Annotated in this window: 23 protein-coding genes, 1 tRNA gene and 1 other RNA gene; 12 read left to right on the top strand and 13 right to left on the bottom strand. The window is 51.7% G+C overall.

The window, feature by feature from the left end; all coding sequences use genetic code 11:
- Positions 1-1,528 (top strand): hypothetical protein (locus CEE36_10435; protein TKJ39176.1); only part of this gene is annotated, 1,528 nt, incomplete at its 5' end.
- A gap of 116 nt (positions 1,529-1,644) precedes the next feature.
- A complete protein-coding gene (locus CEE36_10430) occupies positions 1,645-2,151 on the top strand; it encodes a hypothetical protein (protein TKJ39175.1) in 507 nt (168 codons plus the stop codon).
- Between the two features lie 76 nt (positions 2,152-2,227).
- Here the strand turns inward: CEE36_10430 and CEE36_10425 are convergent, their stop codons facing one another.
- From CEE36_10425 to CEE36_10395, 7 genes are all read right to left on the bottom strand, one after another.
- On the bottom strand, positions 2,228-2,953 hold the full coding sequence (locus tag CEE36_10425; protein TKJ39174.1) for a hypothetical protein: 726 nt from the start codon (positions 2,951-2,953) through the stop codon (positions 2,228-2,230).
- Between the two features lie 18 nt (positions 2,954-2,971).
- Positions 2,972-3,045, bottom strand: a tRNA-Arg gene (locus CEE36_10420).
- A gap of 323 nt (positions 3,046-3,368) precedes the next feature.
- A complete protein-coding gene (locus CEE36_10415) occupies positions 3,369-4,037 on the bottom strand; it encodes a 2-heptaprenyl-1,4-naphthoquinone methyltransferase (GenBank protein TKJ39173.1) in 669 nt (222 codons plus the stop codon).
- A 191-nt stretch (positions 4,038-4,228) separates the two neighbouring features.
- Complete coding sequence (locus CEE36_10410; protein TKJ39172.1) at positions 4,229-4,459, bottom strand: hypothetical protein; 231 nt, start codon at positions 4,457-4,459, stop codon at positions 4,229-4,231.
- Between the two features lie 228 nt (positions 4,460-4,687).
- Positions 4,688-5,785, bottom strand: a complete 1,098-nt coding sequence (locus CEE36_10405; protein TKJ39171.1) for a hypothetical protein — start codon at positions 5,783-5,785, stop codon at positions 4,688-4,690.
- 423 nt (positions 5,786-6,208) lie between these two features.
- Positions 6,209-6,563: a transfer-messenger RNA gene (gene ssrA / locus CEE36_10400) on the bottom strand.
- Between the two features lie 258 nt (positions 6,564-6,821).
- Entirely contained in the window at positions 6,822-8,858 is a 2,037-nt protein-coding gene (locus CEE36_10395) for a hypothetical protein (GenBank protein ID TKJ39170.1), read from the bottom strand.
- 148 nt (positions 8,859-9,006) lie between these two features.
- On the opposite strand from CEE36_10395, the gene CEE36_10390 reads away from it, so the two are divergent.
- On the top strand, positions 9,007-9,855 hold the full coding sequence (locus tag CEE36_10390) for a hypothetical protein (GenBank protein ID TKJ39169.1): 849 nt from the start codon (positions 9,007-9,009) through the stop codon (positions 9,853-9,855).
- A gap of 85 nt (positions 9,856-9,940) precedes the next feature.
- On the top strand, positions 9,941-10,807 hold the full coding sequence (locus CEE36_10385; GenBank protein TKJ39168.1) for a hypothetical protein: 867 nt from the start codon (positions 9,941-9,943) through the stop codon (positions 10,805-10,807).
- 89 nt (positions 10,808-10,896) lie between these two features.
- On the opposite strand, the gene CEE36_10380 is transcribed toward CEE36_10385, so the two are convergent.
- A complete protein-coding gene (locus CEE36_10380) occupies positions 10,897-11,811 on the bottom strand; it encodes a tRNA (adenosine(37)-N6)-dimethylallyltransferase MiaA (GenBank protein ID TKJ39167.1) in 915 nt (304 codons plus the stop codon).
- Positions 11,812-13,545, bottom strand: coding sequence for a hypothetical protein (locus CEE36_10375; GenBank protein ID TKJ39166.1), 1,734 nt, complete (start codon positions 13,543-13,545; stop codon positions 11,812-11,814).
- Between the two features lie 200 nt (positions 13,546-13,745).
- On the opposite strand from CEE36_10375, the gene CEE36_10370 reads away from it, so the two are divergent.
- The 4 genes from CEE36_10370 to CEE36_10355 all read left to right on the top strand — a co-directional run bounded on the left by CEE36_10370 (position 13,746) and on the right by CEE36_10355 (position 18,328).
- Entirely contained in the window at positions 13,746-14,720 is a 975-nt protein-coding gene (locus CEE36_10370; GenBank protein ID TKJ39165.1) for a hypothetical protein, read from the top strand.
- A gap of 176 nt (positions 14,721-14,896) precedes the next feature.
- The gene (locus CEE36_10365; GenBank protein ID TKJ39164.1) at positions 14,897-15,901 is read left to right on the top strand and encodes a tRNA preQ1(34) S-adenosylmethionine ribosyltransferase-isomerase QueA; all 1,005 of its coding nucleotides are present in this window, start codon (positions 14,897-14,899) and stop codon (positions 15,899-15,901) included.
- 116 nt (positions 15,902-16,017) lie between these two features.
- Positions 16,018-17,175, top strand: coding sequence for a tRNA guanosine(34) transglycosylase Tgt (locus CEE36_10360; protein ID TKJ39163.1), 1,158 nt, complete (start codon positions 16,018-16,020; stop codon positions 17,173-17,175).
- On the top strand, positions 17,153-18,328 hold the full coding sequence (locus tag CEE36_10355) for a hypothetical protein (protein TKJ39162.1): 1,176 nt from the start codon (positions 17,153-17,155) through the stop codon (positions 18,326-18,328). Before CEE36_10360 ends, CEE36_10355 begins: the two co-directional genes overlap by 23 nt.
- 242 nt (positions 18,329-18,570) lie before the next feature.
- On the opposite strand, the gene CEE36_10350 is transcribed toward CEE36_10355, so the two are convergent.
- Positions 18,571-19,083, bottom strand: a complete 513-nt coding sequence (locus CEE36_10350) for a hypothetical protein (protein TKJ39161.1) — start codon at positions 19,081-19,083, stop codon at positions 18,571-18,573.
- A gap of 125 nt (positions 19,084-19,208) precedes the next feature.
- Here CEE36_10350 and CEE36_10345 point away from each other — a divergent pair, with 125 nt between their 5' ends.
- Positions 19,209-19,607: a hypothetical protein gene (locus tag CEE36_10345; protein TKJ39160.1), complete on the top strand. Its 399-nt coding sequence runs from the start codon at positions 19,209-19,211 to the stop codon at positions 19,605-19,607.
- Positions 19,608-19,747: 140 nt separating this feature from the next.
- The gene (locus tag CEE36_10340) at positions 19,748-20,668 is read left to right on the top strand and encodes a site-specific tyrosine recombinase XerD (protein ID TKJ39159.1); all 921 of its coding nucleotides are present in this window, start codon (positions 19,748-19,750) and stop codon (positions 20,666-20,668) included.
- A 341-nt stretch (positions 20,669-21,009) separates the two neighbouring features.
- Here the strand turns inward: CEE36_10340 and CEE36_10335 are convergent, their stop codons facing one another.
- Together CEE36_10335 and trxA are read right to left on the bottom strand one after the other, a co-directional pair.
- Positions 21,010-22,470, bottom strand: coding sequence for an IMP dehydrogenase (locus tag CEE36_10335; GenBank protein TKJ39158.1), 1,461 nt, complete (start codon positions 22,468-22,470; stop codon positions 21,010-21,012).
- A 10-nt stretch (positions 22,471-22,480) separates the two neighbouring features.
- Positions 22,481-22,804 (bottom strand): thioredoxin, encoded by a 324-nt coding sequence (trxA, locus tag CEE36_10330; protein ID TKJ39157.1) that lies wholly within the window; start codon positions 22,802-22,804, stop codon positions 22,481-22,483.
- A gap of 269 nt (positions 22,805-23,073) precedes the next feature.
- Here trxA and CEE36_10325 point away from each other — a divergent pair, with 269 nt between their 5' ends.
- Together CEE36_10325 and CEE36_10320 are read left to right on the top strand one after the other, a co-directional pair.
- Positions 23,074-23,964: a hypothetical protein gene (locus tag CEE36_10325; protein TKJ39156.1), complete on the top strand. Its 891-nt coding sequence runs from the start codon at positions 23,074-23,076 to the stop codon at positions 23,962-23,964.
- A gap of 201 nt (positions 23,965-24,165) precedes the next feature.
- The gene (locus tag CEE36_10320; GenBank protein ID TKJ39155.1) at positions 24,166-25,050 is read left to right on the top strand and encodes a hypothetical protein; all 885 of its coding nucleotides are present in this window, start codon (positions 24,166-24,168) and stop codon (positions 25,048-25,050) included.
- A 175-nt stretch (positions 25,051-25,225) separates the two neighbouring features.
- On the opposite strand, the gene CEE36_10315 is transcribed toward CEE36_10320, so the two are convergent.
- Positions 25,226-25,535 (bottom strand): IS30 family transposase (locus CEE36_10315; protein ID TKJ39154.1); only part of this gene is annotated, 310 nt, incomplete at its 5' end.

Here is a 25,535-nt window from a genome sequence, read left to right as displayed (position 1 = left end):
CATCGGCCCGGATGGCAATATACACGCGGCCTGGATCCAGTCCTGGAAAGGCAACATCGGATACGGGACGAGCGCTGATGGTTCAAACTGGACCGTCTCCGATATACCGAACACCAACTGTAATCCTTACGCTGCTCCCTCGATCTGCTGCACCAAGTGGGGCACCGGCACCGTCTACGTGGCTTTTGTAAGCACGAACGACGCGATACATGTACGCACGAGAAGCGGCACAACGTGGAGCAGCGATACCATAAACGTGAGTGGACCTGGCATGATCTGTGGCGGTCCCTCGATATGCGCGGGCACCTTCTTCGCCCGTGTCGCCTGGCACGGGAGGTTTTCTGAGGACGCAAACAACGAGATCTACTACAACCCCGAAATCTACTGGAATTCCTTGTGGCCATGCTGGGCTTACAGGCAGTGCCTGACATCTTTAGACAGCTACGAATCTCAGTACCCCAACATAGCAGCAGACCCCAACGGCAACGTCCACATCATCTGGAGCGACAGCTGCGACGGCAACTTCGAGATCTACTACAACTGGCGCGGAGGAGCCCGCTATGGCCGCCATCTGGCGGTAACCTGTATCCGTCAGCCCGTAGGAAGGATCAGTAAGGATTCCATAATTCCCCGCGCCAGAATCGGCAACTTCGGCGAGGCCAAGGACTCCTGCTACGCGAATTGTAAAATCACCGGTCCGGGCTCCAACTACAACGAGAACAACGAGAACGACTGGTTCGGAACCATAACTATCGAGCATGGCGGGGAGGTAACAACCCCTTTTCCGTACTGGACCCCACCGGGCAACGTTGGTGACGTCTACGAGGTCAAGGTCACAGTCTACCTCATGCCGGAGAGGATCATGGAGGATTATCGCGTAGATTCATGCGTTATCCGGGGCGTTGCGGTTACGGCGACGACGATCCTTGAACCCCAGGAAGGCGACACGCTGGAACACCTCAAACCTGCCGCATACTTTACGAACACGGGAACCGAACCGGCAGAGAACTTCTACTGTCACTGTGATATCACCTCTGCCGGTTTTCAGAGCGATGATTATGCGGACAGCGTGCTTGTAGTGGGTAGTCTTGCGGTTGACGACTCGATCTTTATCGGGTTTGACGACTACGGATGCGAGGAGGATTGCTCCTATGTCGCTACGTTCCATGCGACCAGCGCGACTGAAGATACGATATACTCCCCGCACATCCAGGTGCATTTCCACGGCGGTACAGGGGTTACCGAATCGGCAGAGGTTCTGCGTATTGAGCCTGCAGGAACCAATCCCTTTAGGACGCCGCCCTCTATAAGTTACTCGATTGGGGTTCCCACAGAGGTTTCCATACGGGTCTACGATGTGAGCGGAAAGCTTGTCGAGATACTTCACGACGGGGAGCTATCGGGAAGAGGCAGGATCCATTGGAACGAAAAGGACAAGGAAGGCCGAATGCTTGCCGACGGATTGTACTTTGTGCGCATCTTGACCCCCCAGTTCGATCGCACCCACAAGATTGTACTTGTGCGTTAGAGGAGAGTTCTCAAACTGATGCAGGACGGCCCAAAGGTCGTCCTGTTTTTGTGTTCCTTTTTCTGGTTGTGCGACCTCCAGGTTGACTTTCAACATCCAAGCTCTATACTTAAAACATGATAAAGAAAGCTCGTCTTTTTTTTATTATGGGGATGGCCTTAGGCTTGGGGTTTTCTTGTGATAGCGACCGTCCTCTGCGCGAAGCCATTGCCGAACAGACCTTCCAGATAGGATTCCTGGAAGGACTTATCTTTACCCTGGACGCGACCACTCATTTCCTTACCGGTACACTTACCGCGGCTGAGATTGATGTTGAGGCCGAGGCAATGAGTACCTGGGAGACCTCAGGGATTCCGTTCACAGCAGATGTTTGCGATTCCCTGGGGGTTGTTCTTGACTCTGTTCTCGCAAACGGGCTGCTTGGGGTTTACAGGATTGCTTTTTCAGTCGGCATACAGGAAGGGGAGCGCTATATCACGGAGAATGTTCTGGGGGATTCTGAAGAAGAACTGAGCGAGCAGGAACTGGCAAAAGCCGCATTCGAAGAACACCGACAGGACGTTCTTTTTCTCATCGAGGGGATAGATCTGGAACGTAAACCGCCCATCCCCGATACCCTCTGAGGGAACCCACACAGAAAAATCCTATCCTGTTGTTTTATCTGCCACGTCTCAAATGGACGTTTACGGATAGGGGGGTCTAGAAGATGTTGCGCAACGCGTCTATCTTACCCAGTTCACCTTTGATGCTTGCATTGATTACAGGGTAATCATTTCTGGTGTAGTCTTCAAGCATCTGCCTATAAAGCGCCTCTGCGCGATCGTGTTGTCTGAGAAAAACCATACATCGTCCGGCTCCAAGCTTGGCGAATGGAACAAAGGTGGATTCAGGATACCTTTCGGGCAGCTTAAGGTAGCGATCCATAGCCTCCTCAAATCTCTGCACCTCCTCAAGACAGTTCCCCTGAGCATATAGAGCGGCACCTTTAAGGAAGGATTTTTTGACCGGGTAGCTCTTCTCGAACCCCTCAAACTCAGTCAAAGCCTCTTCGTACTTCCCCTGTATGAAGAGCGCTTGTCCCAGGTAGTAGTGGGCTTTTTTGCCGGGCTTGGTGCGTGGGTAGCGCATGATGAGGCTGCGTAGCGTGTCTTCGGCGGCTTCAGGGGATCTCCCGATGAGCTGTTGAGCGGTAAGAAGAGAAATGGCCGCTTCCTTGGGAGGCACTTTTTGACCTCCGCCTACCCATCTTGAGATGAAGATAGAACCGACTACGATGATGCCTATGACCGCAATGGTCGTCACTATAGCCTGAAATGGGGCTTTTACGTAAAACTCATAGATCTTCTCGATCACGTTGGTGAAGGCGTCTTCCTGCTTGATGTGCTTATGCCCACCCCTGAAGGGTGATTTTGATTTCTTTGCCATGAAACTCCTTTTCTTAACTACCCCTGGCGGGACTCGAACCCACGACCTACGGTTTAGGAAACCGTTGCTCTGTCCGTCTGAGCTACAGGGGCCTTTTCACCCCAAACGTCTGCCGCACAGCCGTTTGGGGACCCCAGGGAATCGCACCAACGCCGATACTTAACACCCCACGTGGATGTTTCACTCGACGGGAGCGCGGGCGCCTCCGAATGAGTACCCCGGAGGTTATTGAATTCTAATCAGGCTATGTGATTTGTCAACATCTCTTTCACCCCACAAATCCGCTTTGCGTCTTTGCGGGGACCCCTATTGCTCCTTTTGTACTTGCGGAACAAAAGATCGCAGGCTACTTATCTACCCGTAACACCCCCGCAACACCCGTAACACCGCCGTAACACCCCCCGCAACATCCCCTTTATTGTTTAACTCCGAGGAGGATTTCAACCGGCAGACCCCACATGGACATTATCTCGCAATCGAGGATTTGAAAGCCAGCGTCCTCAAACGCCTCGCGGAGATAAATCGGGCGGCAGTCAACGTATGCTGGAAACCTTTTGTGCGCCCATTCGTAGAGCCTCATCATCAAGCCATCTTTACCTTTCTTGGAGATTGATACTACACAGATCCGTCCACCACGTCGCAGAAGCCTTTGGCATTCAGCTAGAACTATCGGAATCTGGGGTGTATCAAAAAGCTCAAGGGTGAAGGCCATGAATACCGCGTCGAAGGATTCTGAATCAAGGGGAAGCTTTGCGGCATCGCCGCGTTTAAGATGCACCCTTTCCGCAAGCCCTGACTTCCTTAGTCTTTCATGGCTGAGCCTGACCATCTCATCGGAGATGTCTATACCGTAGACCTTGCCCTTCTCACCAACCGCCTGAGCCAATCTCACAAGCGCATGTCCTGTCCCGAACCCGATCTCAAGGACCTTCTCGCCTTCTCTGACCGCAAGCTTTTTAAAGCCGATCTCTATAAACTTGCGCTCACTTCCTCCGGCCAAAAGATCGTAGAACCGGCTCATCCGGTTGTAGCTGGCGCGGGCCGATTCCTTGGAGCGCGTAACGCGGCTGATTCGGTTTGGCATCTACTACTCTAATTCGACTTTAGGGAGTGTCAAGGGGGCTGGCCGACCTGACGCTTGTGTCCCTGTCGGGTGCGCAGCGAGCGCCCTGGCGGAAACGTCGGCCCTATGATAAATAGAACGGGTCAGGGTACCGGCCCGAGAACAAAAGCGGCCTCAAGGGCCGCGCGTTACCATGTTGTGACAATTAGATTTTAACCTTTAGGAGGATAAGGGTCTTTTCCATAAGTCCGCTCTTCTTGGAACTTACCGTTCTTTTTGTGAATCTTTAACTGAGAAGGTTTCTGTTTGCGGACGATCCTCGGCGCTTGTTTCAGGGCTTTCTCATTGGTCGGATACGTGCGGGTAGCCTGCTTGGCTTTTGGACGCTTTAACGCCCACCTGTTCTTGGTGAACTTAAGGTGGTACACCTTGCGTCTGGGCATTTGGCCTCCTTGCTGGATCGAGTCAGTATAGACGGTGTCGGTTTATTGTCAAGAAAAAGGAAAGCGCTCTTTCGAAGTATCAGGCTGGCTTGCGGCAAAGCGAGTCTAAAGACTCGCGCTACGTGCTTGTTTGGTCGTAAAATAGGGGAGAGGGAGGTATTGTTAAGATATGATGTAGATGTAGGGGCCGGTCTAAAGACCGGCCCAAAATGTTGAGGTAATGAGAATCTATTCTTTCCAGAAAGGGAAAGCCTCGTAAGCTTCCTTCAGGAACTCAAGGAATGCCTCATTCTCAAGATCGAACCCCTCCTTAAGGTGTAACGTAATCCAATCCGCTTTTTCGTTATGATGTTCAACACTCACAGAAGTCGGCAAGCTAAATTTTTCCGCAAGGGAGCTTTTCTTATCAAACTCCACTACTCCGAGCCGCTGGGCAAGATTCGATTGCGTGAACGTGTTTATCTTGACGAGGAAGTCTAGATTCAACACACTCGCAAGCGTGTTGATACACAACCAGTTGCGGCTACCTATCCGGTATGCCACATAGCCACCTTGATTCCATCTTGGTCCGTCAACCTCGAAGTTTTCCTGAATCATGCTATCCAGTTGCAGAAGCATATCCTTCGTTTTGGGGCTACATCGTTTCTCCAGATGCCAGGTTTTGCCGTCGGTAAGCCAGGGACGCGATACATCGCTCTTGACCGGCCTGCCTGTTTCTGTAAATCGGCTGATCTCCACCGGGATTATGACCCGCGGCTGAACGAGGAGGCTCTCGCCTTCCCGATAGGCGTCTACCTCTATTACCTTGATGTCCACGTGATGTTCACGCAGCCACAAGGCGACGCTGCCCAGCTTCTCTTTGACCTCTGAGCCGATTATGATCATCCGCTGGTCGGTGTTGACCTCCGGGGTTTCGTCTGCGCCCGCCTCGGAACAGAAATTCTCATAAAGCTCGTTGAAGTTGAACTCCGGGTCGACCTGTTTGCCAAGGAAGCCGCGCGCGTGACGTTCGAACTCGTCAAACCCCCACTTGGAGATGTAGCTTGCATAGCGCAACGCCTGCATGTCCACAGGGTCTTTTAGCTTGCCGCGCTTAAGCTCGATTATTACCGCCTTGCCGTCAGGGTCGAGCGCCAGCAGATCGAGACGGTCTCTGACGTCGGGTATCAATACCTGGCGACCGACAATCAGTAACGGTTCGCCTAGAAGCGAGGGGTCAGCGGCAATCCAGTCTTCCAGGTTTTCCTCAAGGAACTTTTCCTTCTGTAACTTCGTTTCCTTCACCTTGACCGGACGGCCATCAGCTCCGATTGTCCACATGCCCATGGTAAACTCCTCCATGTTGAATTCAAATCGATTGTATAAAAGAATTAAAAGATGTCAAGGCCCGAAATATGCCAAATGCGGGCGGACCTGACGCGCAGCGGACGCCCTAGCGTCAACGTCGGCCCCTACGAACTTTTTGCACCCCACAAATCTACTTCGTAGCTTTACTCCACAAACATCGTCATTTCATGTGCGGGGGCCCCGAAACAATGTCCATCTTTTGGCTACCTTATGACCACCTTTTGACCAACTTTTTTACCCCAAACGTCCGCTACGCGTACGCCCGGGGACCCCAATGTATTGTCCACCTTTTGACCATCTTTTGTCTATCTTTTGACCAGCTTTTGTCCCATTTATTTGCACTCAAACCTAAGTTTAAAGGAAAGCGCCCTTGCGGGCGCTTTTTTCAAAAAGGAGGTTAGGGAATGGAGGCGGCGGGAATCGAACCCGCGTCCGAGATGGTCAACGGTCGAGGACTACATGGTTAGTCACAGTTTAAATTCTCGTTCCTTCGCTGCCCCGTGACCGGCCACTAGGGAACCAGTCATCTAAGAAATCCACCTGGGGCCGATGACACTCCGAAGGCTTCGCCCGTCCTGATTATCCGCCGGAACTAGACCGAACGGGTCAAACCTAGAACCGACGCGGTCGCTAATTAAGCGACCAGTGCGTAGCTGTTATCAGCAGTTGTTTTTCCCCTCGCAGGATTTACAAGGTCACGAGGGACCCTTGCCATGCCCTCTTCCGCATCTACACCCCGTCGAAGCCGTTCGCCCCCGTTACTCCACAAAAACGCTTCACGTTTTTGCGGGGACCCCAGAACACCGAGTGTTCTTTGGAGGAACCCTGATTGGGAGCTTCGATCGGGTGTCGCAAGGACACGCCTAGCTTTCCATAGAACAACATCTTATTATAGGCAGGCTGTCCAAGAAGTCAAGGCCTGTTCTGCGCAATCTGTGGATTGTTTGGAGTGCAACAACCATGTTGTTGCAGCAATGACCGTGTGATTGCACTCCATGTCTGTGAAATCTGCGGTTCATAACCCGATCACCATCCCGCCTTGCTCACGGATCACCTCGCTTTCACCCTGCTTCAGCCGGGTCTTGGAGATCAAGCGCCCTTCTGTCTCCTTTGGCTTTATATATCGATTGAGCAGGACGTTGACGTCTGCTTCCTCGTCCATCCGGTGCGATTCCGAGGTAAAGACTATCCGTCTCCTGTCCGTCTGGATTACGTAAAACGGTCTTTCGCGCATGGCCAGGTCATACTCGATGGTGCAAGAAGATAGAACTAACCTACCAGCGTGGGGGAGAAGCGTTGTGCCTTCATCCTTCAAAACAGACCCTATCTCTTCGATGCGGAAACGAGTTTTTAACGAATCAAGACCGCTCAGGTCGCCTGCCTTATCTGAAAGGCAGAGTATCCAGTCGATCCGTCGAATCCCTCGGGACTCCAGGAAATCAGCAACACTCGGTTCGGCCCTTGAACCTGGGTTAAGAAGAATGGTGCGACCATCGGCTTGTAGCGCTGCCACATTGCCATGATAGGTGTCCAGAAGTGTAAGCCGGGGTCTTCTTGACCTCAACGCCCAGGGCCAGATTGCCAGGTTTGCGCCCAGGAGAAGCATCACGAGGGCGTAGACGAACCTTTTAGGTCTGATTTTTTCGGTATGAAAGATAAGAGCAGTAAGGAATATCGCGACCACCAATCCAATAGGCCAAGCTCCTGAGGATATTAAACTTCCAGGAAGAAGTTGAAGCAGTTTCTCAACTATCCACAAGAGCCCGAAGACCGCAAATCCAAGTATCTGTCCCAGGGGAAGCCAGATTAAACTTAAAGCGAGAGCGACTAACCCAAGTGGCAAGACTAATGACACCAGGGGAATGACCGGCAGGTTGGCAAGGATCGGCCCAAACGTTATGCGATGAAAGTGCGCTGCAAGGATCGGCATGGTGAAAAGTGTGGCAAATACCGAGAGCGCAAGCGGCAGGATGATCCATTTTACAAGCCAGGAGGGGATTTTTCCTTTGATCTTTTCGCGTGCAAGCATCTCTCTAGTTCCGGCAGCGGCCAGGATGATCCCGAACGCCGCGGCAAATGAAAGCTGGAAGCCAACTGAGAGGATGTCGGTCGGTCTAACCAGAAGTAAAATCAGAGCCGCGATTGCCAGGCTGTTTAGAGGCAAGATCTTGCGTTCGAAGGCAAACCCTGCGGCCACTGCCAGGCTCATCACCGACGCCCGGATGATGGATGCGCGAGGTCCTACCAACGCGATGTAGAAACAAAGCAGAATGGCAAGCACTGGAGGAATCATCCACCGCGGGACGTGGAAGAATCGCAATAGCAAAAATAGAAACGCCACCAAAACCCCTACGTGCAGACCGGACACTGCCAGAAGGTGCAGGGTTCCGGTGCGCTTCATGTCAAGGTAGAGGTCTTCTGGAACTTTACTGCGCTCGCCCAAAAGGATCGCCGTATAGATTGCAGCCTCTTGGCCGAAGAGTTCACGGTTGCGTTGGATAAACGCTTCTCTTGTTTTATTAAGCCAGGCCCTCAGACCCTCAGGCGGTGCGGTTTTTACAATCTCTCCAGCGGAAAACCTACCTATGACCATTTCTCGTTTGAGCCTCTGGTTGCGATCAGGGATCCCGGGATTTCGGGGAAAGGCAAGTGGGAGCAGCTTGCCTTTGATCTTCAATTTTGTTCCAGATTCCTCATCCTTTGTAAGGTAGACAAGCACCCTGTACCCCTTAAGGCCCTGAGGTTCCTCTATCTTAAGCACCGAGTAGGAGCCTGTTTTGCCGATAAGTCGAGCCTCAATCTCCAGAGGGAAGCCATATATCTCCTTTGGCATAGGGGATGGCAAGGACGCGCGTCCATAGGAAACCGCAAGGAAGAGCAGGGTAAGGTAGAGGAACTTCTCAGATAAGAAGATCACCGCCGTTACACTCAAACCGGCCAGGATTACACCGATCCACCAGGGCCAGGGAAGCAAAAGCCCAAGGACTAGCCCTACGCCGATCAGGATCGCGCATCTAAGGGCCAGAAATCGCTTGCCGGTGAGGAGTGTCATAGGAAAGGATATTCATGATTGTGCAACAAGTCAATAGGTGGACTTATAGAAAGTCTTTTTTAACCCAGGGGTTGACAACTATCTCAAGGAGGTGTATATTTACGCAAGAGAGCTGAGTGAGTGTAGGTAACCAAACCAAGGAGAGGACGTGAAGAAACCTTGCGTGAATTTAGTCGTAGCCACCGTTGTGTTCATAGTCTACCTCGCAGGCTGCACCCGCAACGAGCCGCCGGTTATCGATAGATTTGTGACCGACCCGGCCTCGGATACCCTGGTTACGGCAGGCGATACGGTAAAGATCATCTGCGAAGCCACTGATCCTGACGGAGACTTATTGGCCTATGAATTCGAAGCCGACGGCGGGACCTTCGAGGGCCCCGTGGACGCCAACGACATCCTCTGGATTGCACCTGACCACAGCGGCATCTTTGAAATCATCTGCACCGTATCCGACGGCGACACCCTGCATGAGGTCGCCGATACCATTACGATTCATGTTCAGAACTACCTGCCCATGACTGAAGGCAATCAATGGGTCTATGAAGGTAAGGATCAATCAGGCAGATGGGCACTACTGAGGTTGACAGTTGTGGATAGAAAGGTAGACGAGGGAAGAATCCGCTGCTATGTTGAGCGCTACATTGAGGGCAAATATCCTGTTCCTGTGACGGATACCGGGTTAGTATATACCATTGCAGCGGACTCGGTTTTCATTAAGGACCCTGATGCTGCGAAGGAGTATCTGGGATTCCTTTTACCTTTTCTTGTTGCTAAAAGCTGGGAAACCGGGGACGGTGGAACAGGCAGAGTGGTTGGTTTCGATTCCTGTGAGGTCAAAGCAGGCTTGTTCGAGGGTTGCGTGAACATTAAGATAAGCGGCGGCCAGCTGGAGCGTGACCTGTGGCTTGCCCCGGACGTAGGAATCATCGTTACCCAGTTGAAAATAGACGACCCCTTAGAGGCGGAGCTGGAGCTGGTTGAGTATCATTTAAAATGAGCTCCGGGATTCGGGGGCTTGACTTTTTACCGGGCGAGTTTATCCTTGAGGATGTGAAAGGCAAAGTGTTAACCAAGGAGAGGGTATGAAGAAATCTTGCGTGAATTTAGTCGTAGCCGTCCTTGTATTCATAGTCTACCTTGCAGGCTGCGCCCGCAACGAGCCGCCGGTTATCGATAGATTTGTGACCGACCCGGCCTCGGACACCCTGGTTACAACGGGCGATACGGTCAAGATCGTCTGCGAAGCCAGTGATCCTGACGGAGACCTGTTGGCCTATGAATTCGAAGCCGACGGTGGGACCTTTACAGAATCTCAGGACAGCGCAGTGATTCTTTGGATCGCCCCTGATCAAAGCGGGATTTTTCACATCATCTGCACCGTATCCGACGGCGACACCCTGCATGAGGTCGCCGATACACTTGTGATAGATGTCCAGAACTACTTCCCGATGGCGGTTGGCAACCGGTGGTCTTACGAATCCAGATTGTTCACAGACACCATAAAGCTTGAGATAACCGTTACCCATTCCAATGACTTAGGCGACGGTAGGATAGAATGGCATATAAAGCGCGACTTCGAGGCTTCAGCGGGGAACATTGCGGATGACACCTTCTCTTATTACACCGTGGTAGGTGATTCCGTTTTCTCTCACGAGGTTCTCTTCAATTTAAAGTACCTAGACTACCTTCCGCTCCTCATGCCTCTTTGGGTCACCAAAACCTGGAATGCTGACGAGGATATCGCAACAGGTACTGTAGAGGAGAAGGATACTGTAGGCACAGACGGAGGGATCTTCTTCAACTGTATGCGTATAGAGTTGCGAGACTTGGATAACGGTGAGCAAAACCGTACCCTCTGGGTTGCTCCAGACGTGGGCATTATCAAACAGATGGTTCCTCTATCATTCGGATCGATTGAGTTCTCGCTGGTTGAATACGAGGTGGAATAAGTCTGAAGAGTTCGAAGTAGAGAGCCTCCACTTAAGGAACGCTTCGTATCGTTAATATAAAGGGGTGATTCAAGAAGAATAAAGGTGGATTACTCAAAGTAGTGGGGGAAATGTTTCTCTAAGATATCCTTAACCGCCTGGATGGCTTTCTGCCGATCATGAGCATCCACCCGGTGGATCTCGCCAAGGGTCTTGAAGAACGTCTCCTGCCTTTTGATAAAGCCACGTATCTTTTTGAGGATCAATTGCTTTGCCTCGATCAAGGAGCAGTTGCCCTCGATGTAGTCGTATAGCTCACGGTAGCCGTAGGCGTTGAAGGGATACAGGTCCTTGGGGAAACCCATATCCCGCAGGCGTCTTACCTCCTCCACGAACCCTTCGGCCATCATCTGCTCAAGACGCTCTTGTTGCCTGCGGGTAAGCTCTGCTCTATCCAGCCTAAGACCCACGTAGAAGGGTCTTACCGGCGGGTCGGGCGGGGGTTCTGCTATCAGTTCGGAGTATGGTCTTCGGGCGGCAAGGCAGACCTCAAGCGCACGCAGCAGCCGCTGCCGGTCGTTGGGATGCAGACGCTCGGCGGTTACCGGGTCTTCGGCCTTAAGTTTTCTTGCAAGTGTCGGGGTGGGCAGGGTCTCAAGCTCCTCGCGGATTACAGGGTTGTGCGGCAGGTTGGCGTGCAGTGGCTCGAAGACGGCACGCAGATAGAATCCTGAACCGCCTACAGCCAAGGGTTTCTCAAGGTTCAAGAACAGTTCCCAGGCGTGGCGGGCGAACTCTCCTGCAGAGAGCTTGTGGTCAGGCGGGCAGAGGTCCAGAAGGTGATGGGGAACCTGCTCGCGCATCGCCGGCGTTGGCTTGGCCGTGCCTATCTCCATAAGCTGATAACATTGCCGGGAGTCAACGGAAACGATCTCCCATCCGTAGCGGCGTGCAAGCTCGAACGCCACCCCACTCTTGCCAACACCTGTAGGGCCAAGGATTACCGGAATGAGTCTTGGATTCATCTAGATACGGCCGAAGCGCTTGGACAGATCGTCCATCGTAAACTTTATGACCGTTGGCCTGCCGTGCGGACAGAAGAAAGGTGTTTTGCAGCGGAAAAGCCGGTTGATCAACGATTCCATCTCAGCCTGTGAAAGAGTGCTTCCTGCTTTAATCGCGGCCTTGCATGCGATAAGCGCGGCCATCTTATCCCTATTGCCCAGCTTTACCTCGCTGGTCTCTGCAAACTCGCGGAAAAGCTCGCACAGATCTCGAGGTCCAATCTTTGAGTCGGCGGGCAGGGTTTCCACTATAACCTGATTCGGGCCGAAGACCTTGGCCTCGAAACCTAAGCCCTTGAGGTCATCCGCTATCTCCTCGAAGGTGGCGCACTCCTCCGGTGTAAGATTAACAATCAGTGGAAAGAGCAGGCGCTGCCTGGGTATGTTGCCCAGCCTTTCAAGCATCTCCTCGTAGAGGATGCGTTCGTGGGCCGCATGCTGATCAACGATTATCAGACCCGAGGAGGTCTGTGCCAGGATGTAGAGGTTCTGCAGCTGCCAGAAGCCCGTGTGGGTGTCAGGATACCCCTTCACCTCAAGGGGCGCAGTGGATGCGGGAGTCTTTGGTATCAAGGAGGGAGGGGTTGATGGGGGAGAGGTAGGTATGGGAATCTGGCGCTCTATCTTCTCATCCGTGCGCAGGCTCGATGGACGGGTGGGGAATTTAAGGGTCTTGACCGCTTCTCTGTGAACCGCCTTGCGCACCGCCTGAGCAAGGAAGTCAAAGAGGAAACGCTCCTCCCGGTAACGAACCTCTATCTTGGTGGGATGGATATTTGCATCCAGCATCTCGGGCGGGGCCGTAAGTTTAAGGACAAAGAAAGGCGGCCTGTTAGAAGGCTGTGGACCGAAGCCTTCCATTATCGCCCGGTAGACAGCACGGTAGAGAACCGGTCGGGAGTTGAAGAACGTGCGCTGCATCCTGCGTAGTTCGCCTGTCTGATCAGGCCGCACGATAAAGCCTTCCACTTTGAGCAACCTGTGTTGTTCTGATACCCGGATCAACTCAACCCCCCTAAGAGCAGGGTAGACCTCGCGCACCCGCTCTATCCAGTCGCTTACCGGCTGGAACGAAAGCAGGGTCTCGCGCTGGCTGGTTACCTCGATATGAATCTTATGATGCAGAAGCGCGTAGTCGCGTAACTTTTGGAGCACCAACCGGCGCTCGTATGGATCGCTTCGCAGGAAGGCGCGCCGGGCAGGAAGATTGAAAAACAGGTTTCGCACGCTGACGGTTGTTCCGGGCGTGCGGACGATCTCCTTACGCACGGTGACCTTCCCGGCCTTGATTTGCAAAAGCATCCCGCTTTCCGCCTCGGGGCGTTGGCTCTCGATTACCAGCTCGCTCACCTCAGCCATCGAGGCCAGGGCTTCACCCCGAAAACCGTAGCTTTGAATACGTTCAAGATCACCCGCATCGGCCAGTTTGCTCGTGGCAAAACGCTGAACCGCAAGCTGGAGTTCCTGAGCCGCAATCCCCTCGCCGTTGTCTGTTACACGGACAAGCGCCTTTCCGCCCCTCTCGATGCAGACCTCAATCATTGCGGCCCCTGCGTCGAGCGAGTTCTCCAAAAGCTCCTTCACCACGGAGGAAGGACGGATGATCACCTCTCCTGCGGCTATCTTGGCCGCAATTCGCGGAGGCAAAAGACGAATACCCACCCTGGATTCTAAGGACGCTACTTCTTCTGTCAAGCAGTTTTTAGCACATCGTTACCAGGCAAGAGGGGATTGAGATCGTCGAGAATCAAGGGGAATAATAAGCACTCAGAGCCTTCGGATACTGGCGCCTATGAGATTGGCACTGCCTCTGCTGGAGGCGATCGGTCGGTTATCTATTGGCGCACTGACTGCGCGCGCTTGACATCGGCCCGACTTTTCTTAGAATTAGATTCATGAGACGATTAACGAGCTTAGTGATTCTTCTGGTGATGTCGGGTTTGCTTGTTGCCTTTCCTGGTGACCTCCTCATGCCTGACCTTACCGGACTGTCCCTGGATTCAACCCGGGCACAGCTTGCTTCGCTTCTGGACTGCCCGGAGCCCGATTCCTGCCCCCTTGTTGTGCTGCCCGATTCCTTTTACACGGACAGTGTTCCTGAAGGGCTTGTGGCCTGGCAGGAGCCGTTGCCGGATTCAGTAATCTCCGACACAGTCAAGGTGCGGTTGGCAGCTCCATTGACCATCGAGCTCCCAGATGTGCGCGGTATGAAATTCATGGAGGCGATGGCTTTGATTGAAAACTTGGGCTTGGAATTCTACCCTGCGAGGCAGATAGAAAATGAAGAATACCCTATAGGGACTATTGTTAGAACCGCTCCGGAGCCGGGCCGTCTTGTTAAACGTGAAGATCGAATTGCTATTGTAACATCACTTGGCGTATTCACACCTATTCCAACAACAACCTCCACTGGTATTGAAATTCATCTCTACGAGGCCCCGGAGTTTAAGATCTCCTCCGCATCTGTAGTGTTCGATGACTCCACAGGATTCGAACTCGCCTTCAAGCTCCAGATACGCAACCCCTACAAGCATTCGATGACGGCTGAGAAGTTCAAGTTCGAACTCCAGGTCAACCGCTCTCGCCTGCTCAAAGATATCTCCTCCGACGTATCCATACAGATCCCTGCCAAGGGCGTGGCTTACGGCAAGGTGAGGGTTCCTGTTTTCTATGCCGATATTCTTCCATCAATTGCCGAGTTCTTGCTCTCTGAGGCTGAATACCGTCTTGTGGGTACCTTTGCTATAGTTGTGGAAAGCGGTTTCTCCCGCAGGGCCTTTGATGTAAAAAGGAAGTTTGATCTCTTTGCCTCAAATCCTGCGATCAAAAAGAACCTGGAGGTGATTGTCTCTCCCCCAGAGAACCCGTAACACCCGTAACACCCGTACCCGTAACACCCGTAACACATCCCCCTAACACAAGGGGTTAGCCGCGGAGTTGAGAAGCTGGAAGGCCTATCATTGGCTCCTATAGAGGCCTAACTTCCTCGGGAAGTTACGTTACCTTTACAGATTGACTTGCAGCCCTGAACGCTTATTATCCTGCAATGCTCAAGGAAGAGTTTTACTACCCGCTGCCGCTGGATCGAATCGCGCTTTATCCCACCGCGCCTCGTGATGCCTGCCGCCTAATCGTTCTCCATCGAGATTCCGGCAGAATCGAGCACCGCATCTTCCGCGAGATCGTAGCCTATCTTGTCCCGGGCGACTGCCTTGTCCTTAACGATTCGAAGGTTCAGCCGGTTCGCTTCAGATTGAGACGCACGACCGGTGGGGTGGTGGAGCTTTTATTTACCAAGAGGATCAGAGACGGTGTCTGGGTCGCCCTTGCGCGGCCCTCCAAACGGCCAAAAATAGGGGAGAGGCTTGTAGGCGAGAACGCAGAGGAGATCGTCGAGGTAGAGGAGAAGAAGGCAGGCAAACTGACCCTCAAGCTGCTCATGGATGAATCTGAGTTGTTTAAGCGTCTGGCCCTTGCCCCATTGCCACTCTACATCCACCGTATTCCTGAGGAGCGTGACCTCCAGACCTACCAGACGGTGTTTGCGCGCGGGGGTTTTTCAATCGCCGCCCCCACTGCAGGGCTTCACTTCACCGAGGAGCTTTTGAAACAACTTCAAGCAAAGGGTGTGGAAGTCGCGTTTATCCAATTGGATGTGGGAGAGGGAACGTTTCGAGCCATCAAGACTGAGAACGTGGAAGATCACAGAATGGATGCGGAGAACTACACGGTCAGCGCTGAAGCTGCAGAAAAGATAAATCGTGCCGACCGGATTATAGCTGTGGGTACCACAGTCACGAGAACCCTCGAGTCCTTCCCTGGTTCTGAACCGATCAGACCTCATTCCGGTTCCACCGAGCTTTTTATCTATCCCGGACATGAATTCAAACGGGTGGAGGGGTTCTTAACCAACTTTCACCAGCCCAGCTCTACACCATTGCTTCTGACCGCTGCGTTTTGCGGCAAGGAACTTTTATTCAAGGCTTACGAGGAGGCGCTTGAGAAAGATTACCGGTTTCTCTCTTACGGTGATGCTGCCTTAATATTATGACCCGTAACGCACTACCATCATTGAGTCCAGATCTAATCCCCTCTCCCGTTGGGACGAAGTGTCCCCGCCTGCACCACCGTCTGGTGTCGGGTAGAGGGTCAGGGTGAGGGAAAGGGATGATAAGATTTAGGCTCAACGCAACCGACAGCAAAACAAAGGCACGTCAGGGAACGCTTGAGCTTACCCACGGAAGTGTTGAAACCCCTGCATTTATGGCCGTGGCCACCCAGGGGACAGTCAAGACATTTACACCGGACGAGGTGGCTGACCTCGGCGGACAGATCCTTGTTGCCAACGCATATCATCTTTACCTGCGGCCGGGTGTTGAGGTGATCGGGCAAGCCGGAGGTGTGAGTAAGTTCATGGGCTGGAACCGGCCGACACTTACCGATTCGGGCGGGTTTCAGATATACTCACTTACGGGGTTAGGCAGGATCTCAGACGAAGGTGTAACGTTTCAGTCCCACATAGACGGCTCACGCCACACCTTTACCCCTGAGAAGGTCGTAGAGATACAGCGGGCACTGGACAGCGACATCTGGATGGTGCTTGATCAGCCCATCGGCTACCCTGCCGAGTATCCGGCGGCGGTTCGCTCGCTCGAACGCACTACTTTATGGGCCAAAAGATCACTTGGGTGTGTTACGGGTGTTACGGGTGTTACTGGTGTTACGGGGGGTGTTACGGGCAGGCTGTTCGGGATCGTGCAGGGTGCGACCTACGACGATCTGCGCGAGCGATCTGCAAAGGAGATCACCGCCCTGCCGTTTCGAGGATTTGCTATAGGTGGTCTCTGCCTCGGCGAACCTCCTGAGTTGACCTACCGCATCATCGATAATGTAGAACCCATGCTGCCAAAGGACAGGATCCGCTACGTTATGGGTGCGGGCTATCCCGCAGATCTTTTACAGATGGTGGCAAGGGGTGCCGACCTCTTTGACTGCGTTCTGCCCACCCGCAACGGCCGGACAGGATCGGCGTTTACGAGGCAAGGACAGATAAACTTGCGCAACGCCTGCTACAAGGACGATCTTAGACCTATTGAGGAAGGCTGTGCCTGTCCTGCCTGTCAAAATTATACACGGGCTTTTCTGCGGCATCTCTTCATGGCTGACGAGATACTCGGCCCCAGACTTTTATCCATCCACAACCTTTGTTTCTTCTATACCCTGATGAGAGAGATGCGCGAAGCGATACGCAAAGGGCGTTTCTCTGAGTATAAGAGTCAAAGGCTAAAGGAGTTAAGGAGCGGTGCTGAGGAAGTGGCTGGATAACTGGCGCAGGGATCCAAGCCGGGATCCGCGACCGCCTGTCGTGAACTTCTTTACCTACGCCGCCATGATGATCCTGTTTATTCAGGTTCAGGTGGTGGCAAAGCAGCAAACGGATAGCAACTTCCTTGTCGGTCTTGCAACCGCCGCCTATCATCTGCCTTACTTCCTGTTCGGGGTATTCTTCGGTCGCCTGGGCGACTTCATCCGCAGGCGCACGATCATCTTTACGGGCTGCATGACTGCAGCGTTGGGCTCCCTGCTTATAGGGTTGTTCATGGAAAGCTACTCTGTGCTTATGATCGGCAGGGCGTTGACCGGCATTGGTCTGGGTATGCTTCCGGGTGCGCTTTTTGCCTCGACCGTGGAGCGTAAGGCCTCGGTCGGCATCTTCGCAGCCCTTGGCTCACTCGGCTGGACCGTTGGTTCATTCCTCGCCCCTGGGATCGGTCCACGTCCACTTACCTTCTTTATCGCTGCCGGGATGGCTCTCCTGCCTGCCTTTCTGGGCTTCAGCTTCCGCGAGCTACCCAGCCGACCCCGGACAAGATTCCTCTCCTTCGAGGTCATCAAAAGGCACTGGCCGATCTTTTTAGGGTTCTTCCTGCGCCACACCGGTGCACTCTCGATCTGGGTCACGTTTACGCTCTTCCTGCGGCAGCGTGGGGTTTATGGGCCTCTGATCCCGGGGATAGCGATTCTCGATCTGATGGGATTGGTCTATGCACTCAATCCCCTGGGTCAGGTCTTCTTCATGCTTTTCATTGAAAGGCTGAAGCCGAAGATAGCCCTGCCCTTGGGGTATATCCTATCCATCGTGGTCTTCTTGGGTTACATAATGGCGCCGAATCCATGGCTTTTCATCCCGTTGCAGATCATCTTGGCCTTCTCCTGGTCGGCACTCTACCTCGGTTCGCTTATCTACCTTTGCAGATCCTGTACAGAGGAGCGCTCCACCGTTTCAGGTGCGTTCAATGCGGTTATCGGACTTTGCGGGATAGCCGGTTCGTTTCTGGGAGGAGCTTTATCCACAGTAAGCTACGAGCTTTCCATGATCGTCGCCGCAGGTCTCGCATTTGCGGGCCTTGCGGTCGTCTTCTTCGGAGAGAGGGGTCTTTTCACCCATGATATATCACCCCCTGGCGTCACTGCTTGACGCCGCGGGGACCCCGAAAGGCCCATTAGGAATGCGTTGACCCTCTCAATGAATCTTAAGAAAAGAACATGTAGTGCGAACCTTTAGGTTCGCTAGATTGTTGGCGAGGCTAATACCCTATGAGCGCATAAAGCGCTCAAGGGACACGCTGAGCATCGCAATACATGTTGGGTGGATTCCTAAAAGTATTTGAGGGGGAGCAACCACGCGGTCGTTGCACTCCAAATTGAATAGGGGAGAGGCTAGCGAAGGGAGGCTTCGACCTTCTGGGTAAATCTCAAAACAAGGTAACCCAAAAGGAGTGCTGTTCCAACACCAGCAAGGCCGCCAGTCACGAATCGTAAGAAGTTTGTGCTTTCCCATGGGGTGACAAGTTGGAGCAAACCATCTATCAGGAGAAGGGAGAGGGAACCCAGCCAAACAGGTAATACAAAACGCAAAAACGAACGCCGGGCTATCCAGGTCCGCAAAGGACGAATGAATAAAGCAACACCTATCGGTATGAAGAAAAGATAGGTGGCAAGACAGCGTACGCACACACCGAGTTTTGCCCCGCAGATGAACCACGAACGAGAAGGTAGTTGATGGCAAGAGAGGTGGTAGGCTCTATAAAGAAAATCTGCGATCCCTTCAGCCTTCCAAAGTTCAAACAAGGGGGCGGCGATTACACCGGTCAGGAGAATCGTCATTATTCCGATGAATACTCCCCATGAGATAATGAAGATTCGATCCTCTTTGAAAACCTCGTGTGACACGACTGAATTTTGGCTGAAAAGATCAAGATGTCAAGCCTGGTTGATACGAGCGTTCATATCAGTTGACAAACCTTCTGCTTTGCTTAGAATAGGCGCACAAACCTTAAACCAATAGGAGGAGTAACATGGCAGAAGTAAGTTTTCCCAGCGCAACCGAAGAACAGATCAACGAGGGTAAGAGCCTTGCTTGGCTCTCCTACATCTGGTGGCTTTGTATAATTCCGATTGTAACCCAGAAGGAGAATCCTTTTTCCATGTATCATGCTCGTCAGGGCCTTATGCTTGCGATTGCAGAAACGGTAATTGGTGCGGCGGGTGTAATACTAGGAGTTATAATATTCTGGATAACCGTCTGGTTCAGTGGCCCTGTATGCACCTGGATCTGGGGGGGCCTGGTAGGACTTGTCATGTTCGCTTTGGCGATACTTGCACTTATCGGTCTTATACAGGCACTTTCGGGTAAGTTCTGGAAGATGCCGATCCTGGCCGGTCTTGCTGAGAAGTGGTTCAAGGGCATGGTATAATCCGCTCCAGTTTCGGAACGTAAAACTCAAAGCCCCGGCCCCCGTAACACCCGTAACGCAAGAGCCGGGGCTTTTCTTTTAAAGAACCTTGACATAGAGAGTGTATCTGCTAGAATCTTTATGGATGGAGTGTGCTTCCTATGAAGAGAGAGTTGGTAAAGTGGAAAAAGAATTTCCTACTTCTCCTTAAGGAATTCTTAGAAGGAGAATCCAACCTGTCGGCGACTACGGTCGAGGCCTATGGGCGAGACCTTCGACAGTTTTTTTCATTTCTAAAAGAGAAAGAAGGCCAAGTGCTTGATATTGTGAACGTTACAGAAAGAATCATTCGCGACTATCTATCCCACTTATATCATGCAGGTCTCGCGCCACTCTCTGTCGCTCGAAAACTCTCGGCCTTAAAGTCGTTTTTTCGCTATCTCAAGGATAAAGGTAGACTTGCTGAAGATCCAGCCGAAAATATTACAGCCCCTCAACCTAGACAGAAAGTTTCTGATGTGCTTTCAGTGAAGGAAATAGAAGCCTTGTTGGTTGCCGCCACAGGTGCATCCAGGTATTCCGATTCCCCAAAAACTTCGTCGTTTATATTGCGCGACCAAGCTGTGCTTGAAGTGCTTTATAGTGCAGGATTGCGAATATCGGAACTTATCGGTCTTAAGTTAAGTAATCTCGATCTACAGGAGAAATCCCTTCGTGTAACAGGCTTGAGGAATAAGGAGAGAGTACTGCCTTTAGGGGAACCCGCAGTTATTTCTCTGCGTCGGTACATCTGTGGCGAGGAAGGTCGCAAGAAGTTACTTAGTCCTGACAAAGATAGCCGCAATGCGATTTTTCTTAATTGTCGTGGTCAACCACTTTCACGCATGGGAGCTTGGAGGATCATTCACACGTGTATAGAAGCGGCAGGAATTAAAAGGCATGTTACCCCACGTACTTTCAGACATTCTTTTGCCGCTCATCTTTTAGAGAGCGGGGCCAAGATTCGCACCGTCAAGGAAATGCTAGGTCACTCCCTATATATCGTTACATGGACGCAATATGCCCACCTGCCACGCCCGTGACTTTTTGCCGATAATTAGTCTTACGTAAACTAAGGCGGGAAGGACGATATACGGCAGTCCGGGGTGTATCCGGTGGTGTTCCCCTATCCCCTGGTTTTTTCTTGTTTTTCTTTGGGCTCGAGTCCTGTGCTCTATGATTCTGAACCGATTAACCCTTGAGATCTGAATCTCGTTAGATACCGGATCGAGCTCCGTGGACTGGTGGGGTCGCCTTACATGCTTAATCTTCTAATCTTCGAATCTTCAATCCTTCAATCTTCTAATCTTCAATCTTCCAATCTTTCAATCTAGGTGTGTGTTACGGGTGTTACGGATGTTACGGGTGTTACGGGTGTTACGGGTTACGGGTGCAGTTCGTAGTTCGGGGCTTCCTTGGTTATGCGGACGTCGTGCGGGTGGCCCTCCTTCAGTCCGGCACCGGAGATTTGCACAAAGCGCGCACGCTGCCTGAGCTGTGCGATGGTCTTTGCTCCCACATAGCCCAGCCCGGACTTGGTTCCACCAGCCAGCTGATAGATCTGCTCGCAAACACTGCCGCGATAAGGCACTATCCCCTCTATTCCTTCTGGGACGAATTTTTTGGCCTCTTCCTGGAAGTAACGATCTGCCGAACCTTGCCTCATTGCATCTATCGAGCCCATTGCGCGGTAGATCTTGAAGCGACGCCCCTCAAGAAGTATTGATTCGCCAGGACTCTCATCAGTGCCGGCAAAAAGGTTTCCGATCATAACCGAGTCCGCGCCGACGGCTAAAGCTTTTACGATATCACCTGAGTAGCGTATGCCGCCGTCTGCAATAAGGGGTACCTTGGCCTGTTTGGTCTCGGCATAGCAGTTCATTATAGCTGTAAGCTGCGGTATTCCGATACCTGCGATAACACGTGTGGTGCATATCGAGCCAGGGCCTATCCCTACCTTTATGGCGTCTGGATCGAGCTTTAAGAGGTCCTTTGCCGCCTCGCTGGTGCCGATATTTCCTACCACGAGTTGCGCATTACTCATCTTTTTGCGTAACTTACGAGCCAAATCTAGAACCAACTTCGAGTGGGCATGGGCCGTATCGATCACGATGGCATCTACATCTGCTTCGATTAAAGCCTCTACCCTATCGAGGGAATCTCGCGAAACCCCTACTGCAGCGGCGCAGCGCAGTCTGCCGCGTTCATCAACCGTAGCGTCCGGGTGCTCAAGCTTCTTCTGGATGTCCTTCGCGGTCACGAGACCTGCAAGCCGGCCTTTATTATCCACTATTAAGAGCTTTTCGACCTTTGCACGCTTGAGGATCTCACGTGCCTTGTTGATGCTGGTCCCCTTCTTGGCTGTGATGAGATTCTGACTGGTCATCACGTTCTCAACCGGGAGCGAGAGGTTGTCCTCAAACATGATATCGCGGGTAGTAATAATTCCCAGCACCTTACGCTCAGCATCAATCACCGGGAAGCCGCCGCAGTGGTAGCGTTCCATAAGTGCCCTTACCTCGCGCAGCGACGTATCGGGCGAGACGGTGAAAGGATCCTCGATAATCCAGCTCTCGGCACGTTTGACTCCTCTTACCTCCTCGGCCTGGCGCTCGATGCTCATATTCTTGTGGATAACGCCGATTCCACCCTGGTGGGCAAGGGTGATGGCCATGGCCGATTCTGTAACCGTATCCATTGCGGCACTTACAAGCGGAAGTTTAAGTGTTATCTTCTTTGAGAATCGGGTGGTCAGGTTAACCTCGCGCGGCAGCACCTCGGAGCGACGCGGCTGCAGAAGCACATCGTCAAACGTAAGCCCTTCCTGGATTTTGGAACCGGCCATCTGCTCCCCCTTAGCCTTCCAGTAAGGCGTCTAGTTTTTCCGCCAGGATCGCTTTGGGAACGGCTCCTATGCTGCGATCGCGGGCCTGGCCTTGCTTGAAGAATACAACGGTGGGGATGCTCATAACCTGATGAATCTGCACTAGTTCGCGCGCCTCGTCCACGTTGACCTTCACTACCCTGGCGCGACCATCGTAGTCTTTGGCAAGCTCCTCAACAATCGGCCCCAGTATCTTGCAGGGCTGACACCAGCTTGCCCAGAAATCAACGATGACCGGAACCTTGGCCTGGAGCACCTCTTTCTTGAACTCCTCGGCGGTCTTTACCTCTATCATCGGTTCTCCTTTTCGAATGATACGGAGATTTGGACGGATGTCAAATTGCCCACTTAAACCAGAATGTCAAGAGCCAACGATTTCAGGAGGCGTGTAAAATTGTCTTCCTGATCCCTATAATAGTCAGTCTTCAAAACGGACAGATGAGCGGACACGCCTTTATCCAAAAGAAATCAAATTTGCCTACTTGACAAGTTTCAAAAATTGCCTACAATAAAGCTAAAGGACGATTATTTACGTCCAAGCTTAAACATCGGTTGGAGGGAATTATGAGAAGGATGTGGAGTGTTCTGGGAGCAGGGCTAATCGCAGGGGCAGTAGTAACATCCCTGCTTTCATGCAACGTTATTCAAGGTGATAGAGAGCTACTTGTGGAGGACCTTCAGTACGTCGTTCACTCTCCGCATTGGTCCGCCGACGGTTCGAAGATTTACTACATTCTTGGGAAAGACAATTCCTCCCCTTACTCGATAGGCCCTGTGTTGGCACATGACTTAGAGAACAATACACAGACTCAAATCACCGAAGAGGAAATCTCTCATCTACGTGGTGCACCTACTAAAGACATCGCTGTGACAGCCAAAGGTTGGTGGTTCTGGGTTTGGGATATTGAAACCTGGACTAAGGTTGATTCCTGTCAACCATGTGAGGAGGGCATTACCAATTGGCATCGGATTGGTAGAATTCATTTTTCTTATGAGTCGGAGAATGCATTTTATTACATCTATTGGGGAGAACCAGATTCATTATTTTTACATCGTATTAATCTTGAGGATTACACGGATGAAGAAGTTCTTGCTGTCAAAGGGAACAGATTGGTTTTTGCACCCGGACCAGGGGATACACTTTTTGCCATTAACGATACGATATACAACCTGAACAGTGGCGATAAAACACCTATTGGAATAACCCCGAGAGCGCTTCACTGGAATCCTGCAGTTCCCACAGAGCTGCTTGTCTGTACCGGAGAGGATAAGGATCTGTTCTTATTCAACCTGGAGGAAGAGGAAGCTTATAGAATTAATACTAATGCATCTTGGGGGTATGACGTTTATGATGCAAAATTCTCTTCAGACGGAAACAAAATCGTTTACATAACCATTGATTATGACGACGCAGCGGTTTATACCCAGATGTGGCTCTTTGACCTTTCAAACTAGGAGGGAGCCAATAACAATACAGAACCCTCTTGGAGGGGGTAACCCAACAAAGAATCCTGTAATCTGTAGGAGGAGAGAATGAAACTCAGACTGTTGTCTACAAGAAGTCATGTTTCACACTTGACAAGCTTCAAAAATTGTCTATACTGGCTTAAAGGACGATTATTTACGTCCAAGCTTAAACATTGGCTGGAGGAAATTATGAAAAGGATGTGGAGCGTTCTGGGAGCAGGGCTAATCGTGGGGTTAGCAGTAACGCCTCTACTTTCATGCAACGTAATTCAAGGTGATCTGGAACTCCTTGTGGATGAACAGACAAGTATTTATTCCCCTTGCTGGGGTCCGGATGGAGAATATATTTACTACCTTCTTGCCTCTATTTGGGGTTCGGAAACAGGTTCGCTTTGGGTAATTGATTTGGAAACCCTTGAAACCGAACGTATTACCGGAGAAGAACAGGAGATACCTGTCTTTGACCTCTCCCCTGATGGTTCAGAAATATGCTTTGCTAGAGCATCTTCTTGGCTCTACTTCATTCGAACCGAAGATGGATCACTTTATGACTCTCTGCTTCTAGATTCTGTTATATACTATATTTCATCCAACCCTCCTCGCTTCTCACGGCAGGACCCGGACTTTATCTATTACCTTAGTACAATAAACGACTCTATTTTATTACATCAGATCAAACGCAGCGACGAATCCGATAAAGTACTCCTAAGCCTGCCCAGACCTGAACACATCACACGTTTCAACATATCCTGTGATGGTTCACGGGTTCTGATCGGTGATACCATTTATTCGCTTAAGGGCAATACTTCTGTTTCGCTTGACCGAAAACTTGGTTTTGTGGATTGGCATCCAACCGATCCTGATTTCTTAGTAGGGACTATGGCTGACGGATGGCTTTGCTTCTACGATCTCTCAGAGGATAAGTGGTCTAAGGCTAAGGTGAATCCTTATAAGCCGAGCATAAATGCTGAGGTACGTTTCTCGCCAGATGGAGAGAGGATCGCTGTTACATCTAAACCAGAAGGAGGTGAGTTCACGGAATATGCCCTGTGGTTCTTTGATCCTTCAAACTAGGAGGTAATCAGCAACACTACAAAACCCTCTTGGAGTAAGTTCCTCAAAGTAATAGCTTGGATAGTTACCGTATCGGGTTTCTTCTGGGCGATAGGGGTTCTGTGGAACTTCATCTGTCTCTGGTTTAACCCCGAACTCCCTGAGTGATCCAATTTGCATTTTGCAATTCCTACATTCAACGTTGAAGTGCAACACATAGGTTAGCGACTTCGAGGGGTGTTTTGAAACCCAGGCAGTCGCTCCGCATGCGTCGCCCTTCGGTCCTGGGCCTGTCGTTTAGCCTTGATTCTATCAATCTGATCTCCTCGTTACTGATTGTAGCGAAGTTAGTCTTCTTTGGCAAGTATTGTCTGAGGAGTCCGTTGGTGTGCTCATTGGTTCCTCTCTGCCACGAAGAGTAAGGTTCGCAGAAGAAGCACTTTATGTCAGTGGCCTTAGAGATGACTTCATGCTCAGCATTCTCCGGGCCATTGTCGAAGGTGATA

Source organism: candidate division TA06 bacterium B3_TA06 (genome assembly GCA_005223075.1).
GTDB lineage: Bacteria > Hydrothermota > Tepidihabitantia > B3-TA06 > B3-TA06 > B3-TA06.
Note: the sequence above shows the minus strand (reverse complement) of the source record. Positions and strands in the feature narration are given on the sequence as shown.

Bases quoted from the DNA above. Each gene is read 5' to 3' on its own strand.
- CEE36_10370 (TKJ39165.1), top strand. From the start codon at position 13,746: ATGAGACGATTAACGAGCTTAGTGATTCTTCTGGTGATGTCGGGTTTG.
- CEE36_10430 (TKJ39175.1), top strand. From the start codon at position 1,645: ATGATAAAGAAAGCTCGTCTTTTTTTTATTATGGGGATGGCCTTAGGC.
- CEE36_10325 (TKJ39156.1), top strand. From the start codon at position 23,074: ATGAGAAGGATGTGGAGTGTTCTGGGAGCAGGGCTAATCGCAGGGGCA.
- CEE36_10385 (TKJ39168.1), top strand. From the start codon at position 9,941: ATGAAGAAATCTTGCGTGAATTTAGTCGTAGCCGTCCTTGTATTCATA.
- CEE36_10335 (TKJ39158.1), bottom strand. From the start codon at position 22,470: ATGGCCGGTTCCAAAATCCAGGAAGGGCTTACGTTTGACGATGTGCTT.
- trxA (TKJ39157.1), bottom strand. From the start codon at position 22,804: ATGATAGAGGTAAAGACCGCCGAGGAGTTCAAGAAAGAGGTGCTCCAG.
- CEE36_10365 (TKJ39164.1), top strand. From the start codon at position 14,897: ATGCTCAAGGAAGAGTTTTACTACCCGCTGCCGCTGGATCGAATCGCG.
- CEE36_10360 (TKJ39163.1), top strand. From the start codon at position 16,018: ATGATAAGATTTAGGCTCAACGCAACCGACAGCAAAACAAAGGCACGT.
- CEE36_10320 (TKJ39155.1), top strand. From the start codon at position 24,166: ATGAAAAGGATGTGGAGCGTTCTGGGAGCAGGGCTAATCGTGGGGTTA.
- CEE36_10340 (TKJ39159.1), top strand. From the start codon at position 19,748: ATGAAGAGAGAGTTGGTAAAGTGGAAAAAGAATTTCCTACTTCTCCTT.
- CEE36_10415 (TKJ39173.1), bottom strand. From the start codon at position 4,037: ATGCCAAACCGAATCAGCCGCGTTACGCGCTCCAAGGAATCGGCCCGC.
- CEE36_10395 (TKJ39170.1), bottom strand. From the start codon at position 8,858: ATGACACTCCTCACCGGCAAGCGATTTCTGGCCCTTAGATGCGCGATC.
- CEE36_10380 (TKJ39167.1), bottom strand. From the start codon at position 11,811: ATGAATCCAAGACTCATTCCGGTAATCCTTGGCCCTACAGGTGTTGGC.
- CEE36_10410 (TKJ39172.1), bottom strand. From the start codon at position 4,459: ATGCCCAGACGCAAGGTGTACCACCTTAAGTTCACCAAGAACAGGTGG.
- CEE36_10345 (TKJ39160.1), top strand. From the start codon at position 19,209: ATGGCAGAAGTAAGTTTTCCCAGCGCAACCGAAGAACAGATCAACGAG.
- CEE36_10425 (TKJ39174.1), bottom strand. From the start codon at position 2,953: ATGGCAAAGAAATCAAAATCACCCTTCAGGGGTGGGCATAAGCACATC.
- CEE36_10405 (TKJ39171.1), bottom strand. From the start codon at position 5,785: ATGGGCATGTGGACAATCGGAGCTGATGGCCGTCCGGTCAAGGTGAAG.